Annotated in this window: 19 protein-coding genes; 9 read left to right on the forward strand and 10 right to left on the reverse strand. The window is 68.1% G+C overall.

All coding sequences use genetic code 11. The annotated features are described in order from the left end of the window. Positions 1-6 precede the first annotated feature (6 nt). Positions 7-792 carry a SagB/ThcOx family dehydrogenase gene (locus OG876_RS42110; protein ID WP_328522340.1) on the forward strand — a complete coding sequence of 262 codons (786 nt, stop codon included), beginning with the start codon at positions 7-9 and terminating at the stop codon, positions 790-792. A 5-nt stretch (positions 793-797) separates the two neighbouring features. Here the strand turns inward: OG876_RS42110 and OG876_RS42115 are convergent, their stop codons facing one another. The 6 genes from OG876_RS42115 to hemW all read right to left on the reverse strand — a co-directional run bounded on the left by OG876_RS42115 (position 798) and on the right by hemW (position 8,487). Next, positions 798-3,773 (reverse strand): helix-turn-helix transcriptional regulator, encoded by a 2,976-nt coding sequence (locus OG876_RS42115; RefSeq protein ID WP_328522341.1) that lies wholly within the window; start codon positions 3,771-3,773, stop codon positions 798-800. 19 nt (positions 3,774-3,792) lie between these two features. After that, positions 3,793-4,149, reverse strand: a complete 357-nt coding sequence (locus OG876_RS42120; RefSeq protein WP_328522342.1) for a hypothetical protein — start codon at positions 4,147-4,149, stop codon at positions 3,793-3,795. A gap of 40 nt (positions 4,150-4,189) precedes the next feature. Next, on the reverse strand, positions 4,190-4,567 hold the full coding sequence (locus OG876_RS42125; RefSeq protein ID WP_328522343.1) for a hypothetical protein: 378 nt from the start codon (positions 4,565-4,567) through the stop codon (positions 4,190-4,192). A 129-nt stretch (positions 4,568-4,696) separates the two neighbouring features. Beyond that, positions 4,697-5,704 (reverse strand): LacI family DNA-binding transcriptional regulator, encoded by a 1,008-nt coding sequence (locus OG876_RS42130; protein ID WP_328522344.1) that lies wholly within the window; start codon positions 5,702-5,704, stop codon positions 4,697-4,699. Between the two features lie 69 nt (positions 5,705-5,773). Further along, positions 5,774-7,099, reverse strand: coding sequence for an ABC transporter substrate-binding protein (locus tag OG876_RS42135; RefSeq protein ID WP_328522345.1), 1,326 nt, complete (start codon positions 7,097-7,099; stop codon positions 5,774-5,776). Positions 7,100-7,266: 167 nt separating this feature from the next. Then, positions 7,267-8,487, reverse strand: coding sequence for a radical SAM family heme chaperone HemW (gene hemW / locus OG876_RS42140; RefSeq protein ID WP_328522346.1), 1,221 nt, complete (start codon positions 8,485-8,487; stop codon positions 7,267-7,269). A gap of 108 nt (positions 8,488-8,595) precedes the next feature. Between hemW and OG876_RS42145 the strand changes: the two genes are divergently transcribed. Together OG876_RS42145 and OG876_RS42150 are read left to right on the forward strand one after the other, a co-directional pair. After that, complete coding sequence (locus OG876_RS42145; protein ID WP_328522347.1) at positions 8,596-10,617, forward strand: MDR family MFS transporter; 2,022 nt, start codon at positions 8,596-8,598, stop codon at positions 10,615-10,617. 219 nt (positions 10,618-10,836) lie between these two features. Further along, positions 10,837-11,853 carry a WD40/YVTN/BNR-like repeat-containing protein gene (locus OG876_RS42150; protein WP_328522348.1) on the forward strand — a complete coding sequence of 339 codons (1,017 nt, stop codon included), beginning with the start codon at positions 10,837-10,839 and terminating at the stop codon, positions 11,851-11,853. An 84-nt stretch (positions 11,854-11,937) separates the two neighbouring features. Here the strand turns inward: OG876_RS42150 and OG876_RS42155 are convergent, their stop codons facing one another. Then, on the reverse strand, positions 11,938-13,359 hold the full coding sequence (locus OG876_RS42155) for a DUF2252 domain-containing protein (RefSeq protein WP_328522349.1): 1,422 nt from the start codon (positions 13,357-13,359) through the stop codon (positions 11,938-11,940). On the opposite strand from OG876_RS42155, the gene OG876_RS42160 reads away from it, so the two are divergent. The 3 genes from OG876_RS42160 to OG876_RS42170 all read left to right on the forward strand — a co-directional run bounded on the left by OG876_RS42160 (position 13,358) and on the right by OG876_RS42170 (position 15,588). Then, entirely contained in the window at positions 13,358-14,155 is a 798-nt protein-coding gene (locus OG876_RS42160; protein WP_328522350.1) for a Crp/Fnr family transcriptional regulator, read from the forward strand. The genes OG876_RS42155 and OG876_RS42160 overlap by 2 nt on opposite strands. Positions 14,156-14,266: 111 nt before the next feature. Continuing rightward, positions 14,267-15,163, forward strand: a complete 897-nt coding sequence (locus tag OG876_RS42165) for an MBL fold metallo-hydrolase (protein ID WP_328522351.1) — start codon at positions 14,267-14,269, stop codon at positions 15,161-15,163. Then, positions 15,160-15,588, forward strand: coding sequence for an SRPBCC family protein (locus OG876_RS42170; RefSeq protein ID WP_328522352.1), 429 nt, complete (start codon positions 15,160-15,162; stop codon positions 15,586-15,588). Before OG876_RS42165 ends, OG876_RS42170 begins: the two co-directional genes overlap by 4 nt. Before the next feature lie 13 nt (positions 15,589-15,601). On the opposite strand, the gene OG876_RS42175 is transcribed toward OG876_RS42170, so the two are convergent. Beyond that, complete coding sequence (locus tag OG876_RS42175) at positions 15,602-17,437, reverse strand: AMP-dependent synthetase/ligase (RefSeq protein WP_328522353.1); 1,836 nt, start codon at positions 17,435-17,437, stop codon at positions 15,602-15,604. A gap of 108 nt (positions 17,438-17,545) precedes the next feature. Here OG876_RS42175 and OG876_RS42180 point away from each other — a divergent pair, with 108 nt between their 5' ends. Beyond that, positions 17,546-19,174, forward strand: coding sequence for a peptide-N4-asparagine amidase (locus tag OG876_RS42180; protein WP_328522354.1), 1,629 nt, complete (start codon positions 17,546-17,548; stop codon positions 19,172-19,174). 9 nt (positions 19,175-19,183) lie between these two features. On the opposite strand, the gene OG876_RS42185 is transcribed toward OG876_RS42180, so the two are convergent. Then, positions 19,184-20,218 (reverse strand): aspartate-semialdehyde dehydrogenase, encoded by a 1,035-nt coding sequence (locus OG876_RS42185; RefSeq protein WP_328527024.1) that lies wholly within the window; start codon positions 20,216-20,218, stop codon positions 19,184-19,186. A gap of 101 nt (positions 20,219-20,319) precedes the next feature. Then, positions 20,320-20,505 carry a tautomerase family protein gene (locus OG876_RS42190; protein ID WP_328527025.1) on the reverse strand — a complete coding sequence of 62 codons (186 nt, stop codon included), beginning with the start codon at positions 20,503-20,505 and terminating at the stop codon, positions 20,320-20,322. Positions 20,506-20,721: 216 nt separating this feature from the next. Between OG876_RS42190 and kduI the strand changes: the two genes are divergently transcribed. Continuing rightward, positions 20,722-21,507, forward strand: a complete 786-nt coding sequence (gene kduI / locus OG876_RS42195) for a 5-dehydro-4-deoxy-D-glucuronate isomerase (RefSeq protein ID WP_328522355.1) — start codon at positions 20,722-20,724, stop codon at positions 21,505-21,507. Then, a complete protein-coding gene (locus OG876_RS42200) occupies positions 21,504-22,265 on the forward strand; it encodes an SDR family oxidoreductase (protein WP_328522356.1) in 762 nt (253 codons plus the stop codon). Before kduI ends, OG876_RS42200 begins: the two co-directional genes overlap by 4 nt. Positions 22,266-22,271: the final 6 nt, after the last annotated feature.

Raw genomic sequence — 22,271 nt, forward strand, 5'->3', positions numbered from 1 at the left:
CGGCCGATGACCACCTTCCGTAACGGTCAGCCACTGGCCTGGATGTACCACCGTGGATCCACCCGCTCGGCGTTCGACACGCCGGACGCGCCGGTGCGGCGTCCCGGGCCGGGGCGGGAGGACCCGAGGGCACCGTGGTTCCCGTTGCCGCCCGGCGTACCTGTCGGTGCGTCACTGGCCGACCTGATCCGCGAGCGGGTGTCCTGCCGCGCATTCCGCGACCAGCCCATCAGCCTGGCCGAACTGGCCACACTGCTGCGGGCCGGGTACGGCATCACCGGAGTGACTGACGACGGCCCGCTGCAGATCGCCGATCGCCCGGTGCCGTCCGCCGGTGGGCTCTATCCACTCGAAATAAGTGTGTTGGTGCGTTCGGTGGCCGGCCTCCCCGCCGGGATCTACCACTACGTGCCATTCGCCGACGGCCTGGAGCAGGTCCGCGAAGAAGCAGTGCCTCCGCCGCTGGTCAGCTCACTGTTCCTGGGACAGCCTTGGGCCGCCGAAGCCACCGTCGTCCTGCTGCAGTCCGCCGTCTGCGACCGCAGCCTGAGCAGGTACGGCGACCGCGGCTACCGCTACCTACTCCTGGAGGCAGGGCACGTCGCGCAGAATATGGTGCTCGCGGCAACCGGGCTACGCCTCGGCGCCGTCAATCTCGGCGGCTTCCTCGACGACGAACTGTCCGCGCTGCTGCGCGTCGACACCGACGAAGAGATCGTGCTGTACGGCACGGCCGTCGGCCACCCGGTGCCCGGCAACCGGCTCACGCAGCGCGCCATCGACCGGCTGTAGGCCGGTCAGTCCTTGCTGTTCGCCGGCTGGCCGAGTCTGACGGCGAGAGCGGCAACCTCGCGCCGGGACGACGTACTGGTCTTGTGCAGCAGGTTCGACACGTGCACGCTGACCGTCTTCTCACTGATGAACAGGGCCTTGGCGATCTCGGCGTACGTCCGGCCCGCCACCAGGTGGGAGAGCACCTCCTGCTCGCGCCGGGTCAAGGAGTCGAAGGGAGCCGGCGGCTGCACGGGCGACGGATCGGCTGGCTCCTCGAGCCGGATCCGGGCGAGGGCGGCGAGTGTCTCGACCTGTTGCCGGAGCGGGGCCGCACCGGCTTCGACAGCGAAGCGGTACGCCGATCGCAGCGGTACGGCGACAACAGCCCGAGTGGCGCCCTCGTCGAGCAAGGCCTGCGCGCACCGCCAGGAGGCGACGGCCTCGTCCCACCGCAGTCCGGCGTCGCCACACCGGCGTACCGCTTCCGTCCAGACGACCGACGTGGGCTTGTCGGCCATGCACCGTGCGGTCTCGGCGGTGAACAACGCCTGCATCGCCGGCTGGACAAGGTCGTCGGGGCCGCTGACCTCGAAGGGCGCCGGCTGCATGCTCCTCCGCACGGCCAGGAGGTCGTCCAAGGCCGCTCGGGTTCTCCCGAGGGCTGCGCTGTCGTTGTGGTCCCGCGCCGCCTCTATCAGGTCGGCGGCTGCCCGGGCACCCCACACCAGCATCTCGTCCGCGTCCCGGGTATCGGCGAAATGGGCGACCATCGTGCGCGACAGCAGGTCGAGCGCCTGCTCGGCCTCGTCCGTTGCGAGCAGGTACTCGGCCAGGATCGTCTGTGCCGCCAACCCGGCCCGGCTCTCGAGGCCCATCAACTCCCTGGCCCGTTGCAGGTGCAGTCCCGCCACCTCCAGCTCGCCCCGCCGTACCGACAGCGAGGCTGCCCCCAGCCGGACCGTCGCGCTCGCGATCGGCAGTGCCGCCAGCGAAAGCCCTTCGCGGAGGACGACGCTGCTCTCGTGCAGGCGCCCCAGCATCAAGAGGTGATGGGACAGCAATCCAGCCGCGAAGACCGCCACCGAGAGCGCGCCCACGTCGAGCGCGACGGGGAGGAACTCTCGGAGGATCTCGACGCATTCCAGCACGCGACCCCGCCGGATCAGATAGTTGTTCCTGATCACGACAACCCGCCAGGTCAGTTCCGGGTCACCGGTCAGCTTCGCGAAACGCAGGCCCTCCGCGGTATCGGCATCGGAGCGTTCGCCGTGGACATCCCCGTTGCCGCGGACCGCATAGGCGAAGCCCAGTGCCGCAGTGGACCCGGATCGATGGGCTGCCAGGACCGCCTTTTCGGCGTACGTCCGGGACAGTTCCAGGTCGTTCATCCACCATTGACACCAGCTGAGATATGCCAGTGCGTCGGCGTACTCATGGCTGTCCGGGAACGCCCGGCTCAGGTCGACCGCATGCTCTGCCTCCGCGACCGGCCTGCCCTTGGTCCGGCCGGTGGCCCAGGCCGAGTCCGCCCAGCGCCTCAGCACCCGGCAGGCGCGGAGTGGGTCGGTTCGCTCGTCGACGAGTTCGAGCGTGCGACTCCAGGCCGCGAAGCTCGCCTCGCCGTCTCCGAGCAGATCGTTGGCCCGGGCAACGCGCTCCAACAGGTCTGCCTCACTTCCCCGGCCGGCATCGTGGTGGATCATCGGCCACAGGCGCGCCGCACGGCGTAGATGGACCGCCTCTTCATGCGGCGACCGGATCCCCTTCGCCAGATCGGCTGCTCGCAGGGAGGCGTCGAGGCAGGCCTCCAGATCACGCGCCCGCTCGTAGTGCAGCGCAAGGTCGCCCTGCCGTTGCAATTCGTCGAGACCGCTGGCGGGACGGGACTCCAGCGTCGCGGCCCAGGCGGCGTGCACGGGCTCGGCCTCACCGGGAACGAAGGTGGCGTAGAGAAGCTCGGCGAGCAGCGGGTGCCGGAACCAGCACTCGTCACGACCTTGGGCCACGCTGATGCCGGCGTTCGTCGCCTCGGCCAGCGCACCGATCAACGCCTCGCGATCGATCCCCCGCGCCGCGGCGACCTCCCGCAGGTCATCGATCGACGTCGGCCGGCCGGCGACCGCCATCAACCGCATCACCTCGCGGCCCGGGAGCGAGAGCCGATGCCAGGCAGCCAGCAGTGCCCCGGTGAGCTCCGCCGCAAGATCGGTAGGAAGTCCTTCGGCGGTGCTCGTCAGCCCCTGCACGAGCAACTCGGTGAGATACGGGTTGCCGTCGGACCGGCGTACGACCTGGTCCACCAGCCGGCGGTGCGGCGTACCACCCAGCAGGAGCGCCAGCTGCAGCTCGGTCTCGTCCCAGCTCAGCCGGTCCAACCGCACGTCGGTGACCGATGGCAGCCGACGGAGGTCGGCCAGCCACGTGTGCATCGGGTCACCAGACACCATTTCCTCGTCCCGGTAGGTGGTCAGAACCGCCAGCCGCTGACTGCGGAAGCCGGCAACCAGGTAGGCGAGCGCGTCGCGTGACGCCAGATCGGCCCATTGCACGTCGTCCACCACCAGCACCGTCGGACCATGCGAAGCGATCGCCTGGATCAGTGCGTCCACCACGGACAACAGCCGGACCGCGCTGTCGGACGTATGACCGCCCAGCGAGGGCAACAACTCGCCCGCGGCTGGGACCGCATCGAGTACCTCGGACCGCTCACGGGGCTCGGCCGACTCGGCCCAGCCCTCCAATGCGCCGATCAGCGGCACGTACGGCGCATCCACCGCGCCGAACCGCACACATCGGCCCCACAGGACCGCGACACCGTTCGCCGCGGCCTCGTCACACACTGCTCTGACCAGGCGAGTCTTGCCCACGCCGGCCTCACCGTGCACGAACACCGCACACGGCCGTCCTTCGACCGCTCCCTGGATCGCCGCCCCGAGAATCCGTCGTTCCTCGATCCGGCCGACCATTCCAGGCGAGCGCGCGACCGCAGCCCCTCCCACGGCTCCCAGTCTGACGTGGTCAGGCCGGACCGGCCACCTTCGGCGGCGTACCGGTGGACGCCTGGCGGTCGAACACCGCTCGCGCGGGTGTCATCGGATCGAACCGGATCGGGACCCGCTGACCCGCCGGCGGCACGACTCCCGGGAGCGGGTACCGCACGTCGTTGTGGATCAGCGAGGTCCCGACCACATAGCGAACCAGCAGGAAGGTGGAGGTGCTGGTCCGCAGGACCGAGACCACTTCGGCGTTCACCCGACGCCAGGTCTCGGTGTCCGGATCCTGGCTCTGGCCAATCCCGCCGTACACGCTGGCCAGGACCAGGACTCCGATCCCCAGAGCCACCCCGATCATCAGTAGCAGAACGATTCCCGACATCGGTCCGTCCTCCGCAGCTCAGGGATCGCGGCTTGCCGGGCTACGCGGCCGGCGTCTGACGACGCCGGTACATCCACATGCAGCTCACTGCCACGGCCGCACCAGCGGCTGCGGACGCGCCGGACTGCACGAACTGGAATCCGTTGCCGTCGGATGAGCTCTTCACCGTCGCCTGGCTGGGGGCCGCCTTGGTGGGGACGACCTCGTACTGCGGGTCGTACTTCGGGTAGTTGTACTCCGGGGTGCTGCCCTGCGATGCCGGGTAGCCCGACCCTTCGTCCGGCCAGTCCGGCACGGCTTGGGTCGTGGGCCTGGGCTGCGGGTCGCTCATCGTGGCCGAGGCCTCGGTTGCGGTGAAGACGACCGCGCCCATGGCGACTGCGGATACTGCGAAGGCTGAGTAGTACTTGCGGTTCATGACTTCTCCTGGGGACTGTGCGGCGTGGATCGCCGCTACCCCTTCACGATCGGTCCGCACCCCTGGCAGCCACATCCGAGGAAACCCCTCAGATCAGCACCACAAACCCTCAGATCCGGCGCGCACTCCCTAAGCGGAGTCGCGGATGATCAGCTCGGTGTCGTAGATCTCCGGGCTGTGCAGGTCCGCGCCGCCGATCTTGGCCAGCAGGATCTCGGCCAGTCGCGCGCCGAGCTGCTCGACCGGCTGGCGGACCGTGGTCAGCTTCGGCGTCGTCGTGGTCGCCAGCACCGAGTCGTCGAACCCGACCACGGCGACATCGTCCGGCACCTTCCGGCCGCGCTGCGACAGCACCCGGAGTGCCGCGGTCGCCATCAGATCGGACGCGACGAACACCCCGTCCAGGTCGGCGTGGTCGTCGAAAAGCCGGAGCGCCGCCTGCTCACCACCGTCGGCGGTGAAGTCGCCGTACGCGATCGCCGTCGGCAGACCCGCTTCCTTCATCACCTCCTGGTACCCGGTCAGCCGATCCAGCCCCGCGGTCATGTCGAGCGGACCGGTGACGGTCCCGATCTTCCGCCGGCCGATCGACAGCAGGTACTCGACGCCGGTCCGGGCGCCGGCGACATTGTCGACGTCCACACTCGCCACCGGTACGTCGACGCCGAGCGGGCGGGCGCTGAACACGATCGGCAGTGGCAACTGCGCGAGCTCCTGCAGCACGTTGTCGCGCCCGTGGTGGCTGATGATGATCGCGCCGTCGACGTGCCCGCCGCGCAGGTAGCGCAGCAGGCGCTGGTCGTCGCCCTCGGCCGGCTCGATCAGCAGCACCAGCTGGGACGAGGTCGGCGCCAGCGTCCGGCTCACGCCGGCCAGCATGCCCGCGAAGAACGGGTCGGAGAACACCCGGCTGTCCGGCTCCGGCACCACGATCGCGATCGAGTCGGTCCGGCGCGTCACCAGCGCACGGGCGGCCCGGTTCGGCACGTAGCCGAGCTGGCCGATCGCCCGCTGGACCGCGGCGACGGTGTCCGGCAGCACCTTGGGCGATCCGTTCACGACCCGCGACACGGTCGCCCGGGACACCCCGGCGAGCGCCGCGACCTGCTCCAACGTCGGAGAACCAGAGCCGTTCATGGTCCTCCCGGGGTTGGTGAGCTTGCGTTCACACCGTAGTACTTACCCGGTCGAATCCGCCTGAACGTTTTAGTTGCCTTTTCGCGTGTTGGCGGCCTTGTCGGCGAGGTCGAGGGCCTGCTTCCAGGCAGCGTTGGGGGTCTGTTTGCCATCGTCCACGCGCGCCAGGGCGGCGCTGAAGACCTGGTTGATCTCGCCGTCGCGCGGACCCTTGTGCTGTTTGAGGATCACGTTCCGGGCCCGGTTGATGAAGATCTGGCCGACGGGCGCGTTGTTGAAGTACGGGTTGACCTGCGACTTCACCTGCGGGTCGCCGTACGCGTCCAGCGTGGACGGGAACGAGCCGATCTTCTTGAACACCTTGACCTGCTGCTCCGGCGCGGTCAGCCAGGCGGCCAGCCGGGCCGCCTCGACCGGCTGCTGCGACTGCTTCGGGACGGTCAGGTACGACCCGCCCCAGTTGCCGCCACCGCCGGGGAACACGTCGGCGACGTCCCACTTGCCCTTGCCGTAGGTGCCCGCGTTGTCCTGGATCACTCCGAGCAGCCAGCCCGGGCAGGCCATCGTCGCGAACTTGTCCGTACGGAAGGCCTGGTTCCAGGCGTCGCTCCAGGCCGGCAACCGCGCGGACAGACCGTCCGCGCTGCCCTGGACCACCTGGTCCCAGGTCCGCTTCAGCAACGGGTTCTCCGCACCGAGGAAGCGGTCCTGGTTGGAGTAGTAGGCCTGGATCAGCTGGTTGCGCATCGCCTCCCAGGTGAGCACCGCCGAGTCGTACCAGGCCGAGCCGGGCACCTTCTGCTTGAACTTCCGGCCGGTGGCGAAGTACGACGGCCAGTCGGAGAACAGCTTGGCCACCTGGGCCCGGTCGGTCGGCAGCCCGGCCTTCGCGAACAGGTCGCGCCGGTAGCAGATCGCCTCCGGCCCGATGTCGGTGCCATAGCCGATGATCTTTCCGTCCTGGGTGGTGGCGCCGGCCACCTTCCAGTCCAGCCAGCGGTCCTTCAGGTCGTCGGCGCCGTACTGACGCAGGTCGACGAACTTGTCCGCCTTGGCCAGGTACTTGTAGATCCAGCTGACCTCCATCGCCTCGATGTCGGCCATCCCGGAGCCGGAGGCCAGGTTGGTCTCCAGGTTCTTGATGTGCGCGTCCACGGTCGGGGCGCGGCGCTCGACGATCTTGATGTTCGGGTGCTGGGCCTCGTACTCGCGGTAGAGGTCCTCGTAGCCGAACTCGTTGAAGGTGGCGATGGTGAGCTCGATCTTCGGCGCGTCCGCATCGTTGTCGTTGCCGGAGGCATCGGGTTTGCCCGATCCCCCGCAGGCGGACGCGAGGAGAACCGCGCTACAGGCAAGCAGCACTACGAGGGGGCGATAGCGGGCACTGGGCCGCATGGTGAAAGCTCCCTGGAACTGGACGGAGTTGAGAGCGCTCTCGGATCGCGAAAGTGTGCTGAGCTTCGAGGGTATTCACCTGGTATGTCAAGCCCCACTTCACCCAGTGACCAGGGCCAACCAGCGCGTGACCAGCCGTACGCCGGACCAGTTGCCGGCGAAGTCTCTTACGGCAGCAGGTCGCGGACCACCGCGTCAGCCAGCAACCGGCCCTTGCGGGTCAGCACGAGGCGATCCTCATCGGCCGAGGTGATCGTCGCCAGGCCGTTTCCTACGACCACGTCAACGGCGGCACGGCCGGCTTCGTCGAGGACGTCGAGCGGCAGACCGGCCGCGAGCCGGACCTCGAGGAGCACGCGCTCGACTCGGCGGGTCTCGGCGTCGAGAGTCTCCCGCGCGTACGCCGGACTGTCGCCGGCGTCGAGGCGTTCGGCGTACGCGCTCGGGTGCTTCACGTTCCACCAGCGGACACCACCGACATGACTGTGGGCGCCCGGGCCGATCCCCCACCAGGTGTCGCCGCGCCAGTAGAGCTCGTTGTGCCGGCAGCGCGCGTCCTCGGTGCGAGCCCAGTTGGACACCTCGTACCAGTTCAGGCCCTGAGCGGACAGCATCTCGTCCGCCAGCACATACTTGTCGGCCAGATCGTCGTCATCCGGCATCGGCAACTCGCCGCGCCGTACCCGACGGGCCAGTTGGGTGCCGTCCTCCACGATCAACGCGTAGGCGCTGACGTGATCCGGCTGCGCCGACAACGCGGACTCCAGCGAGGCCCGCCAGTCGTCGAGCGACTCCCCCGGCGTCCCGTAGATCAGATCCAGATTCACATGCTCGAACCCGGCCGCCGTCGCCTCCTTCACGGCTTCCAGCGCCCGGCCCGGCGTGTGCTGCCGATCGAGAATCCTGAGCACGTGCGACGACGCACTCTGCATCCCGAAGCTCACCCGGGTGAACCCCGCTTCGAGCAGCGCCTCGAGATACGCCGGGTCGACCGACTCCGGATTCGCCTCGGTCGTCACCTCGGCCCCCGGCGCCAGCCCGAACTCGTCCCGTACGGCGGCCAGCATCTTGCCGAGATCACCGGCCGGCAGCAATGTCGGCGTACCCCCGCCGAAGAACACCGTCTCGACCGGCTTGTCCAGCCCCTCCAAGACGCGCCGGGCCTGACGGACCTCGGCCACCGCGGTCTCGGCGTACGACGCCTGTGACCCACCGCCGCCGAGTTCCTTGGCGGTGTAGGTGTTGAAGTCGCAGTACCCGCACCGGGACGCACAGAACGGCACGTGGAGATAGAAACCCAGCGGCCGGGATCCGGCCTCGCGCACAGCTGATTGCGGCAACGCCCCGTCCCGGGGCGCAACCTCCCCCTCGGGCAATGTCGACGGCACCCACCCATCCTACGGACCCGCGCCCACCCGTTCCTTCCCGGCGATTTCGTCACCGGATCTCCGTCGTTCTGTAGTGGCAGGCGGTCCTGGAATAGCTACATTCGGCTCATGGACACCGAGGCTCAGCCGGTCGGGCGCCGGACCCGGAACGCGGTCGTCGTCGCGATCATGCTCGGAATGCTGCTCGCGGCCCTCGATCAGACCATCGTGGCGACCGCGTTGCCGACCATCGTCAGTGATCTGGGCGGTGCCAACCACCTGTCCTGGGTGGTCACGTCGTACCTGCTGGCCGAGACCATCATGACCGCGCTGATCGGGAAGTTCGGCGACCTGTACGGGCGCAAGCGGATGTTCCTGATCAGCGTCGTGCTGTTCCTCGCCGGCTCCGCGCTGTGCGGGATGGCCAACTCGATGCTGTGGCTCGTCGGCTCCCGGGCGATCCAGGGCCTGGGCGCCGGCGGAATCATGGTGACCGCGATGGCGGTGATCGCGGACGTCGTACCGCTGAGCGAGCGCGGCAAGTACCAGGGCGTGATGGGTTCGGTCTTCGGGGTCGCGACCGTGGCCGGCCCGCTGCTCGGTGGACTGTTCGTCGACCATCTCAGCTGGCGGTGGGCGTTCTACGTGAACATCCCGCTCGGCATCGCCGTACTGATCGTCGCCTCGATCTCGCTGCCGGCGGTGAAGGCGGCGGTCAAACCCACGATCGACTATCTCGGCATCCTGTTCATCGGGCTCGCCGCGACCGGGCTGACGCTGGTGACCACGTGGGGCGGCAACGAGCACGCCTGGACGTCCACGCTCATCATCTCGATGGCGATCGGATCGCTGCTCGCGCTCGGGCTCTTCATCCTCGTGGAACAGCGGGCCGCAGAGCCGTTGCTGCCGTTGCGGTTGTTCCGGTCCGGTGTGTTCACGGTGTGCACGGTGATGAGCTTCATCATCGGGTTCGCGATGCTCGGTGGGGTCACGTATCTGCCGACGTACCTGCAGTTCGTCCATGGCGCCTCGGCGACCGAGTCCGGCCTGCAGATGCTGCCGCTCGTCGGCGGCCTGCTCGTCGCGTCGGTCGTGGTCGGCCAGTTCATCAGCAAGACCGGCCGCTACCGGCTGTTCCCGATCGTCGGGACCGTCCTGATCGGCGTCGGTCTGTTCCTGCTGTCGCTGATGGACAACCAGACGTCGTACGTCGTGACCGCCGGGTTCATGATCGTCCTCGGAGTGGGCGTGGGACTGTGCATGCCGGTGCCGACCGTGGTTGTGCAGAGCACCGTCGACTATGCCGACCTCGGGGTCGCGACGTCCGGGGTGAGCTTCCTGCGCACGATGGGCAGTTCGTTCGGGGTCGCGGTCTTCGGGTCGATCTATGCGCATCAGCTGCCCGTTCACTTGGCCGAGGCTGTTCGCACCACCGGTGCTGACCCTCAAGTGGTCACGACTGTCGACGGTGTGCGTTCACTTCCAGACTCGGTCCGGCCGGCGGTGACAGCGGCGTACGCGGACTCCTTGCACGTCGTGTTCCTGTGGGCTGTGCCGGTGGCGGCGCTCGGTTTCCTGGTCGCGCTGATGCTGAAGGAGGTCCCGCTCCGCGAGACCGCGCGGATGGCCGCCAGCGACGTCGGCGAGAACTTCGCCGCCCCCGCGTCGTTCGACTCCGAACACGAGCTCCAGCGCCTCGCCGCCCTGGTCGTCCAGCACCACAAGCGCAACCCGGCCCCCGAGGTCCTGGCCCAGTCCGGCATCCCCTTGAACGTCGCCCAGGCCTGGATGATCATGCGCGTCTTCCGCGGCGGCGCCGACGCCGGCTCCGCCACCCTCGGCGACATCACCGGCGACCTCCGCGTCCCACCCGGCGTCTTCGAACCCATCGCCACCCAACTAGTTGCCGACGGCTACCTCTCCGAGACCCTCGGCCACTACCGCTTCACCACCCTCGGCCTGGAGATGTTCCAGCGCTTCGTCGGCGCCTTCCGCGACTGGATGCTCGACCGCCTCTCCGACTGGGACCCCGACAACTCCGAAGCCTTCTCCCACGCCGTGGACCGCATCGCCGAACAAATGATCGACCAAGGCCAATCCCTCACCACCGGCAAACACGCCGCCCTCCTGACAACCTCCAGCACCCAGTAGGTCAGTCCCTGGGTTCCTTATTCGATCGCCTGTTTCAAGCCGGCGTTGCAAACGAACAAACCTCGCACAAGTATCAATCAACGCTGTAATGTGATTTTCAGTTATGGTTTTGGCCGGGGGAATTACGGAACTGCCGGGGGGCGCAATGCCGAACCAAGCAGATATTTCGCTGCCGCAGCAGCCTGGTAGTTCTCATCATCCAGCGCCGTGGGAGTAGCCATGTCGCTGTCGTGGCGGTTCACGCAAACCGTCACCCCCAGCTTGGCTGGGATCGAGGTCGTGAACCGCCAGGTTGTGTGGGCCTCCGGCAGTTTCATCGGGCCAGACGAAGCCGACGGTCCTGGAATCGTGGTCCGAACCATAGATGGCGGCGCGTCCTGGACGGATGTCACCCCACCCGGTGGCGAACACCTGACCTTTCGCGACATCCGGGCGTTCGACCGCGACCATGCCCTCGCGCTGGCGTCAGGTTTCGCCGAAGACTCGAAAATCTATCGGACCACCGACGGCGGCATCAAATGGAATCCGGTGTTCGTCAACCAGGAACCAAAGGCGTTCTACGACGGCATCGCGTTCTTTGACCGGGACCACGGTATTGCACTGAGCGACCCCGTCGGGGGCAAATTCCGCATCCTGACCACCGACGACGGCGGTCGCAGCTGGAAAATTGCCCCCAAGAACGGAATGCCTCCGGCGCTGCCCGACGAATTCGGCCGGGCGACCGGGACCTGCCTGGTCGCCAAGGGTCCTCGGGACGCCTGGTTCGGCACCCAGCCCGTAGGGCCCGGCTCGCGGGTGTTCCACACGCGCGATCGTGGTCGCACCTGGTCGGTGGTGACCACCCCGATACCCGGCGACCCTGACTTCGGCATCGCCTCCTTGGCCTTCTGGGACACCAAGCACGGCCTGGCCCTTGGAGGTGGCGACCCCGGCACCAACAAGCCAAGCGTGGTCGCCGCGACCGCCGACGGAGGCGCGACCTGGACGCGAGTGGGATCACCGGCCGGCTTCCGTACCAACATGGCCTTGATACCGACGAACACGAGGGATACCGCTGTGGCGGTCGGCTTCTCCGGCAGCGACATCACCACCGACGGCGGGCGAACCTGGCACCAGTTCGACCAAGCCGACCTACGCGGCGTCAGCTGCAAACAAGACGCAGGTTGCTGGGCCGTAGGAAAGAACTTCCTCGCCGCCGAACTGATGCAACCGATCTCTGCGACGGGACGCCCATGAACGGGAGCGCGATGGGCCGCCGGCAGGCACTGAGAGGCGCCGGAATCGCCGCCGGCCGTCCTGCTTGACCCTGTATACGCAGGGTCATGGTGTGGTTGCGGACTTGATTTTGCCTGCGGCTACGGCGGCGGCGAGTTGCTGGTGGTCATGGTCGTTGACGTCGGCGTAGGTGACGGCGAAGTCGGCGATCGCGTGGTCGAAGGTGTCGGACTTGCCGAGGTAGCCCGCTATGGCGACCTCGTCGCCTCCTCGGCCATGCGCGCGGGCAAGAGTCCATCCGCACAGGGCGCCGTAGATGCCCAGACCGCCGACAGTCAGCTTCGACGGGTCGATCTCGCCCTTCATGTCCCAGAGCTGGCGGAAGTAGAAATCGTTTCCGTCCGGCGATGTCGACCAGCCGAGGAACGTGTCCGGCAACGCCTGGAGCAGACGCTGGCCGGCCACCACCCGATGCCCGTGATTCGGATAGCTGCTGACCCCCAGATGAGGCTCGAGAACCGATGCCTCCGCCTGCTTGACCTGCAGGAACAGCACGTCCTCCCGGCTCTTGCCCCGCAGCAGGACCACGTAACAGCGTGTGCCGACACTGCCGACACCCACCACCTTCCGCGCCATGTCGACGATCTCGAACTGGTCGAGCAGAGCCCGCCGGGCGTCGCTGACGCTCGCGCGATAGCTGTCAAAGGCCAAGCGGATGCCCGCAGCAACCCGATTCACGCCGTCGCCGGCCCCCAGTTGCCGGACGGGAACCAGCAGCGGCGGATGGCTGGCCAGCCGTACCGTCTCGCCGTCGCTCTGGCACAGCTTGGCGAAGGCGCCCAGGCTGTCGCGCGCCCGGGCTCTCGCGAAGATCTTCTCCAGCCGGTCGGGAGCAAGCTTCGGTGCCTGGATCCCGAACTCCGCCTCCAACTGGCCGGCAATGTCGGTCAACTGCTCGGACGACATGTGCAGGAACCACAGGTCCGTCGTCGCCAACCCAGCGAAGTCCAGCATGGCCTCTCGGTAACCGCGCACCGTCAACCGAGCCACCTCACGCTGCTGATGGCGTGGGAGCCCCTTCTGCCGCGCAGCGATGGCAACACTCGCCGCCAGGCGCTGCACATCCCACTCCCACGGCCCCGGCAGCGTCTCGTCGAAATCGTTCACGTCGAAGACGAGGTCCCGCTCGGGCGAGGCGAACAGCCCGAAGTTGACCAGATGCGCATCACCGCACGCCTGGACGGAGATGCCACTCGTGGGAGTCCCGGCGAGATCACTCGCCATGATCGCCGGACCGCCGCGGTAGAAGGCGAACGGCGAGGCGAGCATCCGGCCGTAACGAATCGGGACCAGGTCCTTCTCCCGGGTGGCAGCCTGTGCCTCGAGGATGTCGATGGGATCCGGCCGATCGGCCGCCGGCTCCCACTCAGCATGAGTCCGCCGCGGCACCCGCTTCCGAGCGGCCTTCCCCACCGCCCACCGAGCCTGCGAACTCAGGTCGCGCGGTCTGGCCGCGCTCTCGTCCATGACCTCAGAGTCGCAGGTCCGCTCGCCTGACGACAGGCCGAAGGCAACCACGACGTCCGCCGCCGGAACCGGTTGTCTCAGGGTGGGGTGGGTGGCGGATGCTTGGACGGTGGGTGATGGAGATGTGGCGGCAGCGATCGCTGCGAGTTTCCTTGGGGGACTGCCGGCTGAGTTGATCGAGCGCTTGCTGGCCACAGGAGATCGGATTGAGTACCCGCCGGGTAGCACTCTGTATCGGGAGAGGTCTTCGCCTCGGACCTTACTGGTCGTTAGCGGGCTGTTGCGCGTCTACATGTCGTCGCCCGAGGGGCGTCAGGTGACAGTCCGGTACGCGCGTGCTCGCGACGTACTCGGGATAGCGGTGCTGGTCGCGGGTCCGGCCGATGTCGGCGTACAGACTCTCGCCGACTCCACCCTGTTCCGGATCGACGCCGGCCTGTTGACCACCGCCGCGCGTAAAGACAGCCGCGTCGGGTGGGCGATGGCGGAGGAGCTCAGTCGCCGGCTGTACGAGAACCTGCAGCAGACCGCGGTCAATGCCTTCGGCACCGTGCGACAGCGAGTCGCCGCTCACCTGCTGGATCTGGCGTCCACCCAGCAGAGCCCGCGCGGCGAGCTCGTCGCCCAGGTGTCTCAGCAGGAGCTCGCGGATGCCGTCGGTTCGGTTCGCGAGGTGGTGGCGCGAGTACTGCGAGATTTCCGGCTGGCCCGGTTGGTCGCCACCTCGGCGGACAGCGTCCACATCCTCGACCCCACCGGGCTCCACGACCAGACCTGGAACCCGGACGACGAGTGACCTCGGTTACTCCAGCGCACTACAAAAGTCACAGACATGCCGCGACCGCGGGCGAAGACTGATGCCCTCGGCCCCGAACCCGTCGGGCCGATGAGCACCTCAGGAGTCCACATGTCCACGGAAGCGACCAGATTGCCGGCGCGCACCGGTACCGGAGACCCGGTCCGGGCGGTGTCGGTGATCAGCACCGGCAGCGTCGAGATCCACCCCGAACACGCCCACGGCACGAAGAAGCCGCTCTACTGGTGGCTGCTCACCTCGCGCCGGTGGCTGCCGCCCCGGCCGATCAATGTGTACGTCGTCGAGCACGCGAACGGACTGGTGTTGTTCGACACCGGCCAGGACCGCGCGTCGGTGACGGATCCGTCGTACTTCCCCGGCGGATTCAACGGCGTCGTGTACGACCGGCTGGCCAAGTTCCACATCGCCGAGCACGAGACGCTCGACGCGCAACTGGGCACCCTCGGGTACTCGACCGCCGATGTCGACAAGGCGGTCATCTCCCACCTGCACCAGGACCACATCGGCGGGATCCCGCAGCTCGGCGGCAGCGAGCTCCTGATCACCGCGGCGGAGTGGGCCCAACTGTCCGGGTTCTCTCCCGAGGCCCGCGGCTTCCTCCGCACACATATCGACGTACCTGGCGCGCGCTGGAAGCACATCACCTTCGCCACCGATGTGGGCGTTGCGCCTTTCACCGAGGCGTACGACGTGATGGGCGACGGATCGATCGTCCTGCTCCCCACGCCCGGTCACACGCCCGGCTCGATCTCGATGCTCGTACGCCGACGCGACCTGCCACCACTCCTGATGGTCGGCGACCTCACCTACGAGTCGAGCCTGCTCGAACGCCGCCAACTCCCAGGAGTCGGTGACCGTGGCGCACTCGCCCACACCACCGACAACGTCCTGGCCCTCGCCGAGCACCTGCCCGGCCTGGTCGTCCTTCCGGCCCACGACCCGACCGCCGCACAACGCCTCGTCGACAGCTCGCGGCGGCCCCGATGAAATTCACCAACACGATCACCATCGAACGTCCGCCGGACACGGTCTTCGCCTACCTGGCAAACCTCGAAAACCTGCCCCGGTGGAACTACGCCCTCGCCGAAACCCGGCAACTCACCCCCGGCCCGCCCGGCGTCGGCACCCGCTACCTGCAAACCCGAACGATCCCCGTCCACGCCGAGGAAACCCTGGAGATCATCGAGCTCACTCCCAACCAGCAACTCACCGTCCAAGGCACCCTCAACGCCCTCCCAGCCCACCTCACCTACACACTCCTGCCCGAAGGAACCGCAACCACCCTCAGCAACACCGTCAACCTGCAAGCCCCCCGCCCACTGAACCTCCTGGCCCCCATCGCACTCGGCCGCATCAAGCCCGCAGTGGCCGCGAACCTCGCCGTACTGAAGCAGCTCCTCGAACAGCCCTGATCGGTGGGGCGACCTACTCGTACATCTTGTCGAGGAGGTCGGCGTACTGGGTTTCTACGTACTTGCGCTTGAGCTTCAGGCTGGGCGTCATTTCGCCGGATTCTATGGTGAGGTCCCGGTCGAGGATGGTGAACTTCTTGATGGTCTCCCAGCGGTTGAGGCCGGCGTTCAGTTCGTCGACGTAGCCCTGGACCATCGCGCGGGCGGTGTCCGACGTGACGATCTCGGCGTACGGCCTGCCGCCCAGACCGTTCGAGGCGGCCCACGCGACGATGGCGTCGGGGTCCAGGGTGACCAGCGCGGAGACGAAGTTGCGCTTGTTGCCGTGGACAACGAATTGGCTGGCGTAGGGGCAGATGGTCTTGAAGCGGCCCTCGATCACCTGGGGGGCGACGTACTTGCCGCCGGAGGTCTTGAAGAGGTCCTTCTTGCGGTCGGTGATGAAGAGGAACTCGTCCTCGAAGTGCCCGATGTCGCCGGTGTGGAACCAGCCGTCGGAGTCGATCACCTCGGCGGTCTGCGCGGGCTGGTTGTGGTAGCCGCTCATCACGCCGGGCCCGTTGATCAGGATCTCGCCGTCCTCGGCGATCTTGACCTGGGTGGCGGGAAAGACCGGGCCGACGCTGCCGAGCCGGTATTGCGTCGGCCGGTTCAGCGACGAGCCGGCCGCCGTCTCCGACAGGCCGTACCCCTCGAGGATCAACAGCCCGGCGGCGTGGAACCACTCCGCCAGCTTCTTGTCCAGGGCGGCCGACCCGGACACGAAGAACCGGATCCGCCCACCGAAGCGATCCCGGATCTTCGACAGCACCAACCGATCGGCCGTGGCGAACTGCGCCGCCAGTAACCCGCCCGGCTCCTTGCCGGCCTGGCGCAGCGCGGACACGCGCGCACCTACCCCGAACGCCCAATGGAAGAGCCGAGCCTTGACCCCACCCTCGGACGCGATCATCGTCACGATCCGCGCGTGCGCCTTCTCGAAGATCCGCGGCGCCGCGGCCATGAAGGTCGGCTGGACGATCGCCGCATTGTCGACAATCTTGTCGATCCGCCCGTCCACCGCCGTCGCGAACCCGATCTGGCACTGTACGGCGACCAGCACCTGACCGAACACGTGTGACAACGGCAACCACAGGAACTGCAGGTCGTCCGGACTGAGCACCCGGATCCCCTCGACCGCCGCGCCCTCGTACGTCCACACCGAGTGCGGCAACCGCACGCCCTTGGGACGCCCGGTCGTGCCGGAGGTGTAGATCAACGTGCAGAGGTGATCCGCCTTGATCTGCGCCACCCGCTCATCGACCGCCGAGGCATGCTCGGCCAGATAGGCGTCACCCAGCGAGTCCAGCGCGGACAGGCTGATGACCCAATCCCCATCGCTGTCCAGCGGTGAGCCGTCGATCAGGACGACCTTGTGCAGCGACGGCGTCTCGGACCGGTGCTCCCGCAGCTTGTCCACCTGCCCCGCGTCCTCGGCGAACACGACCTGTACGTCGGCATCCGCGACGATGAACGCCACGTCCGACGACATCGTCGACGGATAGATCGTGGTCGTCGCGGCCGCGGCCAGTACGGCGGCCAGGTAGCAGTCGATCCACTCCATCCGGGTGCTAGACGCGATCGCGACGCGCTGCTCCGGCTCGACGCCGAGCGCGATCAGCCCGGCCGCCCGGCGGCGCGCGAGCTCGTCGGTCTCCCGCCAGGTGACGGACTTCCACTGATCCCCGGCCGGATACCGGAACGCCTCGCGCTGCGGGGTTGCGGCGACGCGGTCCAGGAACATCTGGGCCATCGTGTCCTTGCGGTTGCTGAGCAGGGCGAGCTGGCCGGAATCGGCGACAGGCTTCATAACTGGCCTCCATCGGGGGTCAAGTAACCGGAGGGTAATTGCTGCAAGGCATGCCTGACCATGGCACTCGCTTGCCCGCCTGAACCTTCTCCATTACGTTTCCGCAACATGCGCATACGGTCGGTGGCCCTCATCTCACTATCCGTTCTACTCCTCGGCTGGCTGTCGCTCGCGCCCGCCACCGCGGCGACCCCGCCGACCCGCGCCGCGGCGGTGACGCCGCCGACGGAGTTCGGCTCTGACTACGACGATCCACGCACGCCGGCGCCACCGGTCGCCGTACCGCACACCAAGCACTGCGAGGTGCAGATCGTCCGCAACCAGTTCCGGAACTTCGACCCGTACCAGTCGACCTACACTCCCCCGGCCGCGTGCCAGGGCCCGTGGTCCAAGGTCGTCCTGCGGATGCACGGCGAGGTGAAAGGCGTCCAGTACGACCGCCTCGGCCACATCACGATCGGCGGCGTCGGCGTCTTCCGCACGTCCACTCCGGAGCCGAGCACCGACGGCATCGCCTGGGACGTGCAGAAGGACGTCACCGCCTACATCCCCTTGCTCCGTACGCCACAACCGGTCGTGATGGAACTCGGCAACGTCGTCGACGACACCTACACCGGAGTCCTCGACATCACCGTAACCCTCGACTTCTACACCACCGGGCGCAACGCTCCCGCCGCCAAGACCGCGGACGCCGTACTCCCGCTGCAGGACCAACGCCGCGAGGACTCCGACCTCATCGGCACGGCGACCCTCCCACGGAACACCACGCGGTTGCTCGGTGAGATCTATGTGACCGGATCCGGCGGCGGCTGCGAGGAGTTCTGGGACACGTCCACCCCGGCCGAAACCGGATACTCGTGCCCGGACGGATCGCCGTACCGGGAGGTCGACGTCTCGATCGACGGCAAGCTGGCCGGCGTCGCCCTGCCGTACCCGTACATCTACACCGGCGGCTGGTCGAACCCGTACTCCTGGCGCCCGTCCCCGGCCCCGCGCGCGTTCGACATCAAGCCCTTGACCTATGACCTCACCCCGTTCGCCGGTCTCCTCACGGACGGCAAACCGCACGAGTTCCGCGTCCACGTGGCCGGCGTGCCGGCCGGACAGAGCGGCTGGTTCACAGTCCCGAACCTCCATGTGTGGAAGGACCCCCACCGCACCCAGACGCGCGGCGGACTCACGTCGTACGCCGTCTCGCCGCTCAGCAAGACCGATGCCGTGACCGGCGCGCCGGGCGAGGCAGGAACCGTGCGCACCAAGGCCTCGCGCACCCTGGAGATCGGCGGCTACCTCGACACGTCCGAAGGCCGGATCCGTACGACGGTCCAGCGCACGCTGACCAACGTGTCCGACCACGTCTGGGCGGCCGGCGAGTCGCGCGACTCACTCACAGCGAGCTGGCGTGACACCTCCACAACCATCAGCGGCGGCAAGGTCGACCGGACCGACCTGAGCTACGGCAAGACCGGCGTACTCACGTTCTTGCCCAACGCAACCATCCCCGGCGGGTACGACGTCGTCACCGACCTCTCGATCTACGACACGACCCGCACCACGAAGGCCGTCACCACTGAGACGTACGACGGCCGCGCGTCGTGGATCTACGGCGTACCGCGGGATCAACGGCACGCGACCGGCACCCAGACCGTCCGCTATCGCTCGATCGGTCACGGCTGCTACGACCACACACTCAGCGCGGTCAACGGCGTTTACACCAAGGACTTCTACCGCTGCTGATCAACGAGTTCAGCGCTGGGCGAGGAGTTCGGCGATCTGCACCGCGTTCAGGGCGGCGCCCTTGCGCAGGTTGTCGTTGGAGACAAACAAGACAAGCCCACGGTTGCCGGGAACGGACTGGTCCTGGCGGATGCGGCCGACGTACGACGGGTCCTGGCCCGCGGCGAGCAGTGGCGTCGGGAGGTCGGCGAGTGCGACACCGGGGGCGTCGCCGAGGATCTCGGTCGCGCGTTCCGGGGTGATCGGCTCGGCGAACTCGGCGTGGATGCTCAGCGAGTGGCCGGTGAAGACGGGCACGCGCACGCAGGTGCCGGCGACCGGGAGGTCCGGGATGTGCAGGATCTTGCGGCTCTCGTTCCGCAGCTTCTGCTCCTCGTCGGTCTCACCGGTGCCGTCGGCAACGATCGAGCCGGCCAGTGGGAGCACGTTGAACGCGATCGGACCGGCGTACACCTTGGGTTCGGGCAGGGTGATCCCCTCGGTGCCGCGGGCAAGCTTGCCGCCGGGCTCGACGAGGGCCCGCGCCTGGTCCTCGAGCTCGCTGACACCGACGCCGCCGGAACCGGAGACGGCCTGGTACGTCGAGACGACGAGCCGGGTCAGCGTCGCCTCGCGGTGCAGCGGTGCGAGCACCGGCATCGCGGCCATGGTGGTGCAGTTCGGGTTGGCGACGATGCCCTTCGGCAGGTGGTCGAGGTCACCCGGGTTCACCTCGGAGACGACGAGCGGTACGTCGGGATCCATCCGCCACGCGGACGAGTTGTCGACCACCACGGCCCCGGTCGCGGCTACCTTCGGCGCGAACTCCTTGGACGCCGTCTTCCCGTTGGAGAACAACGCGAGCTCCAGCCCGGCGAAGTCCGCCGTCGCGGAGTCCTCGACCGTGATCTCCGTGTCCCCGAACGGCAGCTTGCTCCCCGCCGACCGCGCCGACGCGAAGTACCGCACCTCGTCCACCGGGAACTTCCGCTCGACGAGCAGCTCCCGCATGACGCTACCGACTTGTCCCGTGGCTCCGAAAACTCCTACTCGCATGACTCGCAGAGTAGTAGCTCGACCGACCGGGCGCCGCGGGATTTCAGGGACCGGACCTGCGGCCCGGCACCTTGGGGCGGAGAGGTGCCGGGCTGTGGGAAGGGGACGTCCTACGCGTCGGCGACGAGGGTGCCGCCGTTGGCAACGTCGGTCTTCTCGATCTCGTTGAAGACGATGCGGACGGACTCGCGCTTGGCGCCGAGGATCGCGATGGCGGAGTCGGTGACGGCGGCAACGAACTCGCGGCGCTGGTCGAGCGTGCGGCCGGAGAGCAGTTCGACGGTGATGTTCGGCATAGGGATCTCCTGGGTGCTGACGGTCTCTGCGGTATCGGCGTTCAGGGACCGACGGTTCCATCAGTCAGAACTGAGTGTCAAGACACGGAACCTGGTACATTCTCGCCGCCGGTTCCGGCGGCGACAACCGTTGACAGGAGGTTCTGTGGAACAGAACCTAGTTCCGTGAACGCTCAGCCGCCCCTTCAGGTCAGACATGCGACCCACCCCGCTCAGGTGCCCGGCTTCGACACCGCGGCGCTGCGCTCGCACTACCTCGTCGACGACCTCTTCATGCCGGACACGATCACCGCGGTGCTCACCCACCACGACCGGATCGTGCTTGCCGGCGCCCGCCCCGCGAACGGCCCGCTGACGCTCGGCACGTGGCCTGAGCTGCGCAGCGAATACTTCCTCGAACGCCGCGAGGCCGGCATCGTCAACGTCGGCGGCCCGGGCACGGTCACTGCCGACGGCACCAAGTACGAGCTGACCACCGGAGCCTGTCTGTACGTCGGCCGCGGTGTCCATGAGGTGATTTTCGACGGACCGGACGCGGCGTACTACGTCTTCTCGGCACCGGCACACACCGACTTCCCCACCACGCAGGTGAATCCCGGTGAGGGCAACCGCCTCGAGCTCGGCGACCAGCAGACCGCGAACCGCCGTACGATCGACCAGTACATCCACGCGGACGGCGTACGCAGCTGCCAGATCGTCCTCGGCGTGACCACGCTGCACCCCGGCAGCACCTGGAACACGATGCCCGCCCACACGCACGACCGCCGGACCGAGTGCTACCTGTACTTCGGCCTCCCCGAGTCCGAGCGGATCGTCCACCTGCTCGGCGAACCCGACGAGACCAGGCACCTGCTGATCGCCGACCGCCAGGCCGTGATCTCGCCGAGCTGGTCGATCCACTCGGGCTCCGGCACCTCGGCGTACAGCTTCGTCTGGGCGATGGCAGGCGAGAACCAGGCGTTCGGCGACATGGACGGCGTCGACGTACGGGACCTGCGGTGACGGCTGAGCCGTTCAGTCTGCGCGGGCGTACGGCGCTCGTCACCGGAGCCCGGCGGGGTATCGGAGCGGCGATCGCGGCCGGGTACGCCGCGGCCGGCGCCGAGCTGATCCTGATGGCGCGGGACGCCGCGCTCGAGGACACGCTCGAAGCCATCAGGGAGAACGGCGGCGGAGAATCGGCCGTGGTGATCGCCGACTTCGCCGATCCGGCCGCCGTCGAGAAGGCCGCGACCGACCTGGCCAAGACCCGGCGCATCGACATCCTGGTCAACAACGCCGGCACGATCCGGCGCGCGCCGGCGGCCGAGACGACGACCGCGGACTGGCGGCAGGTGATCGACGTGAACCTGAACTCCACCTGGGCGGTCACCCGGCCGATCGGCGCCGCGATGGTCGAGCGCCGGAGCGGGAAGATCGTCACGATCGCGTCGCTGCTGAGTTTCCAGGGCGGGGTCACCGTTCCGGCCTACACTGCCAGCAAGCATGCGGTCGCGGGACTGACTCGGGCGCTGGCCAACGAGTGGGGGCCGGCCGGGGTACAGGTGAACGCGATCGCGCCCGGGTACATCAGTACCGACAACACCACCGACCTCCGCGCGGACCCCGTCCGCGAAGCGGCGATCCGGGACCGCATCCCGGCCGGCCGCTGGGGGCGGCCGGAGGACGTCGTCGGCGCCGCGGTCTTCCTTGCCTCGGCGGCGGCGGACTACGTCAACGGTCACGTGCTCGCGGTCGACGGCGGCTGGCTGGCCAGATAGGAGTGG

The sequence above is a fragment of the Kribbella sp. NBC_00359 genome, assembly GCF_036097425.1.
Classification (GTDB): Bacteria; Actinomycetota; Actinomycetes; order Propionibacteriales; family Kribbellaceae; genus Kribbella.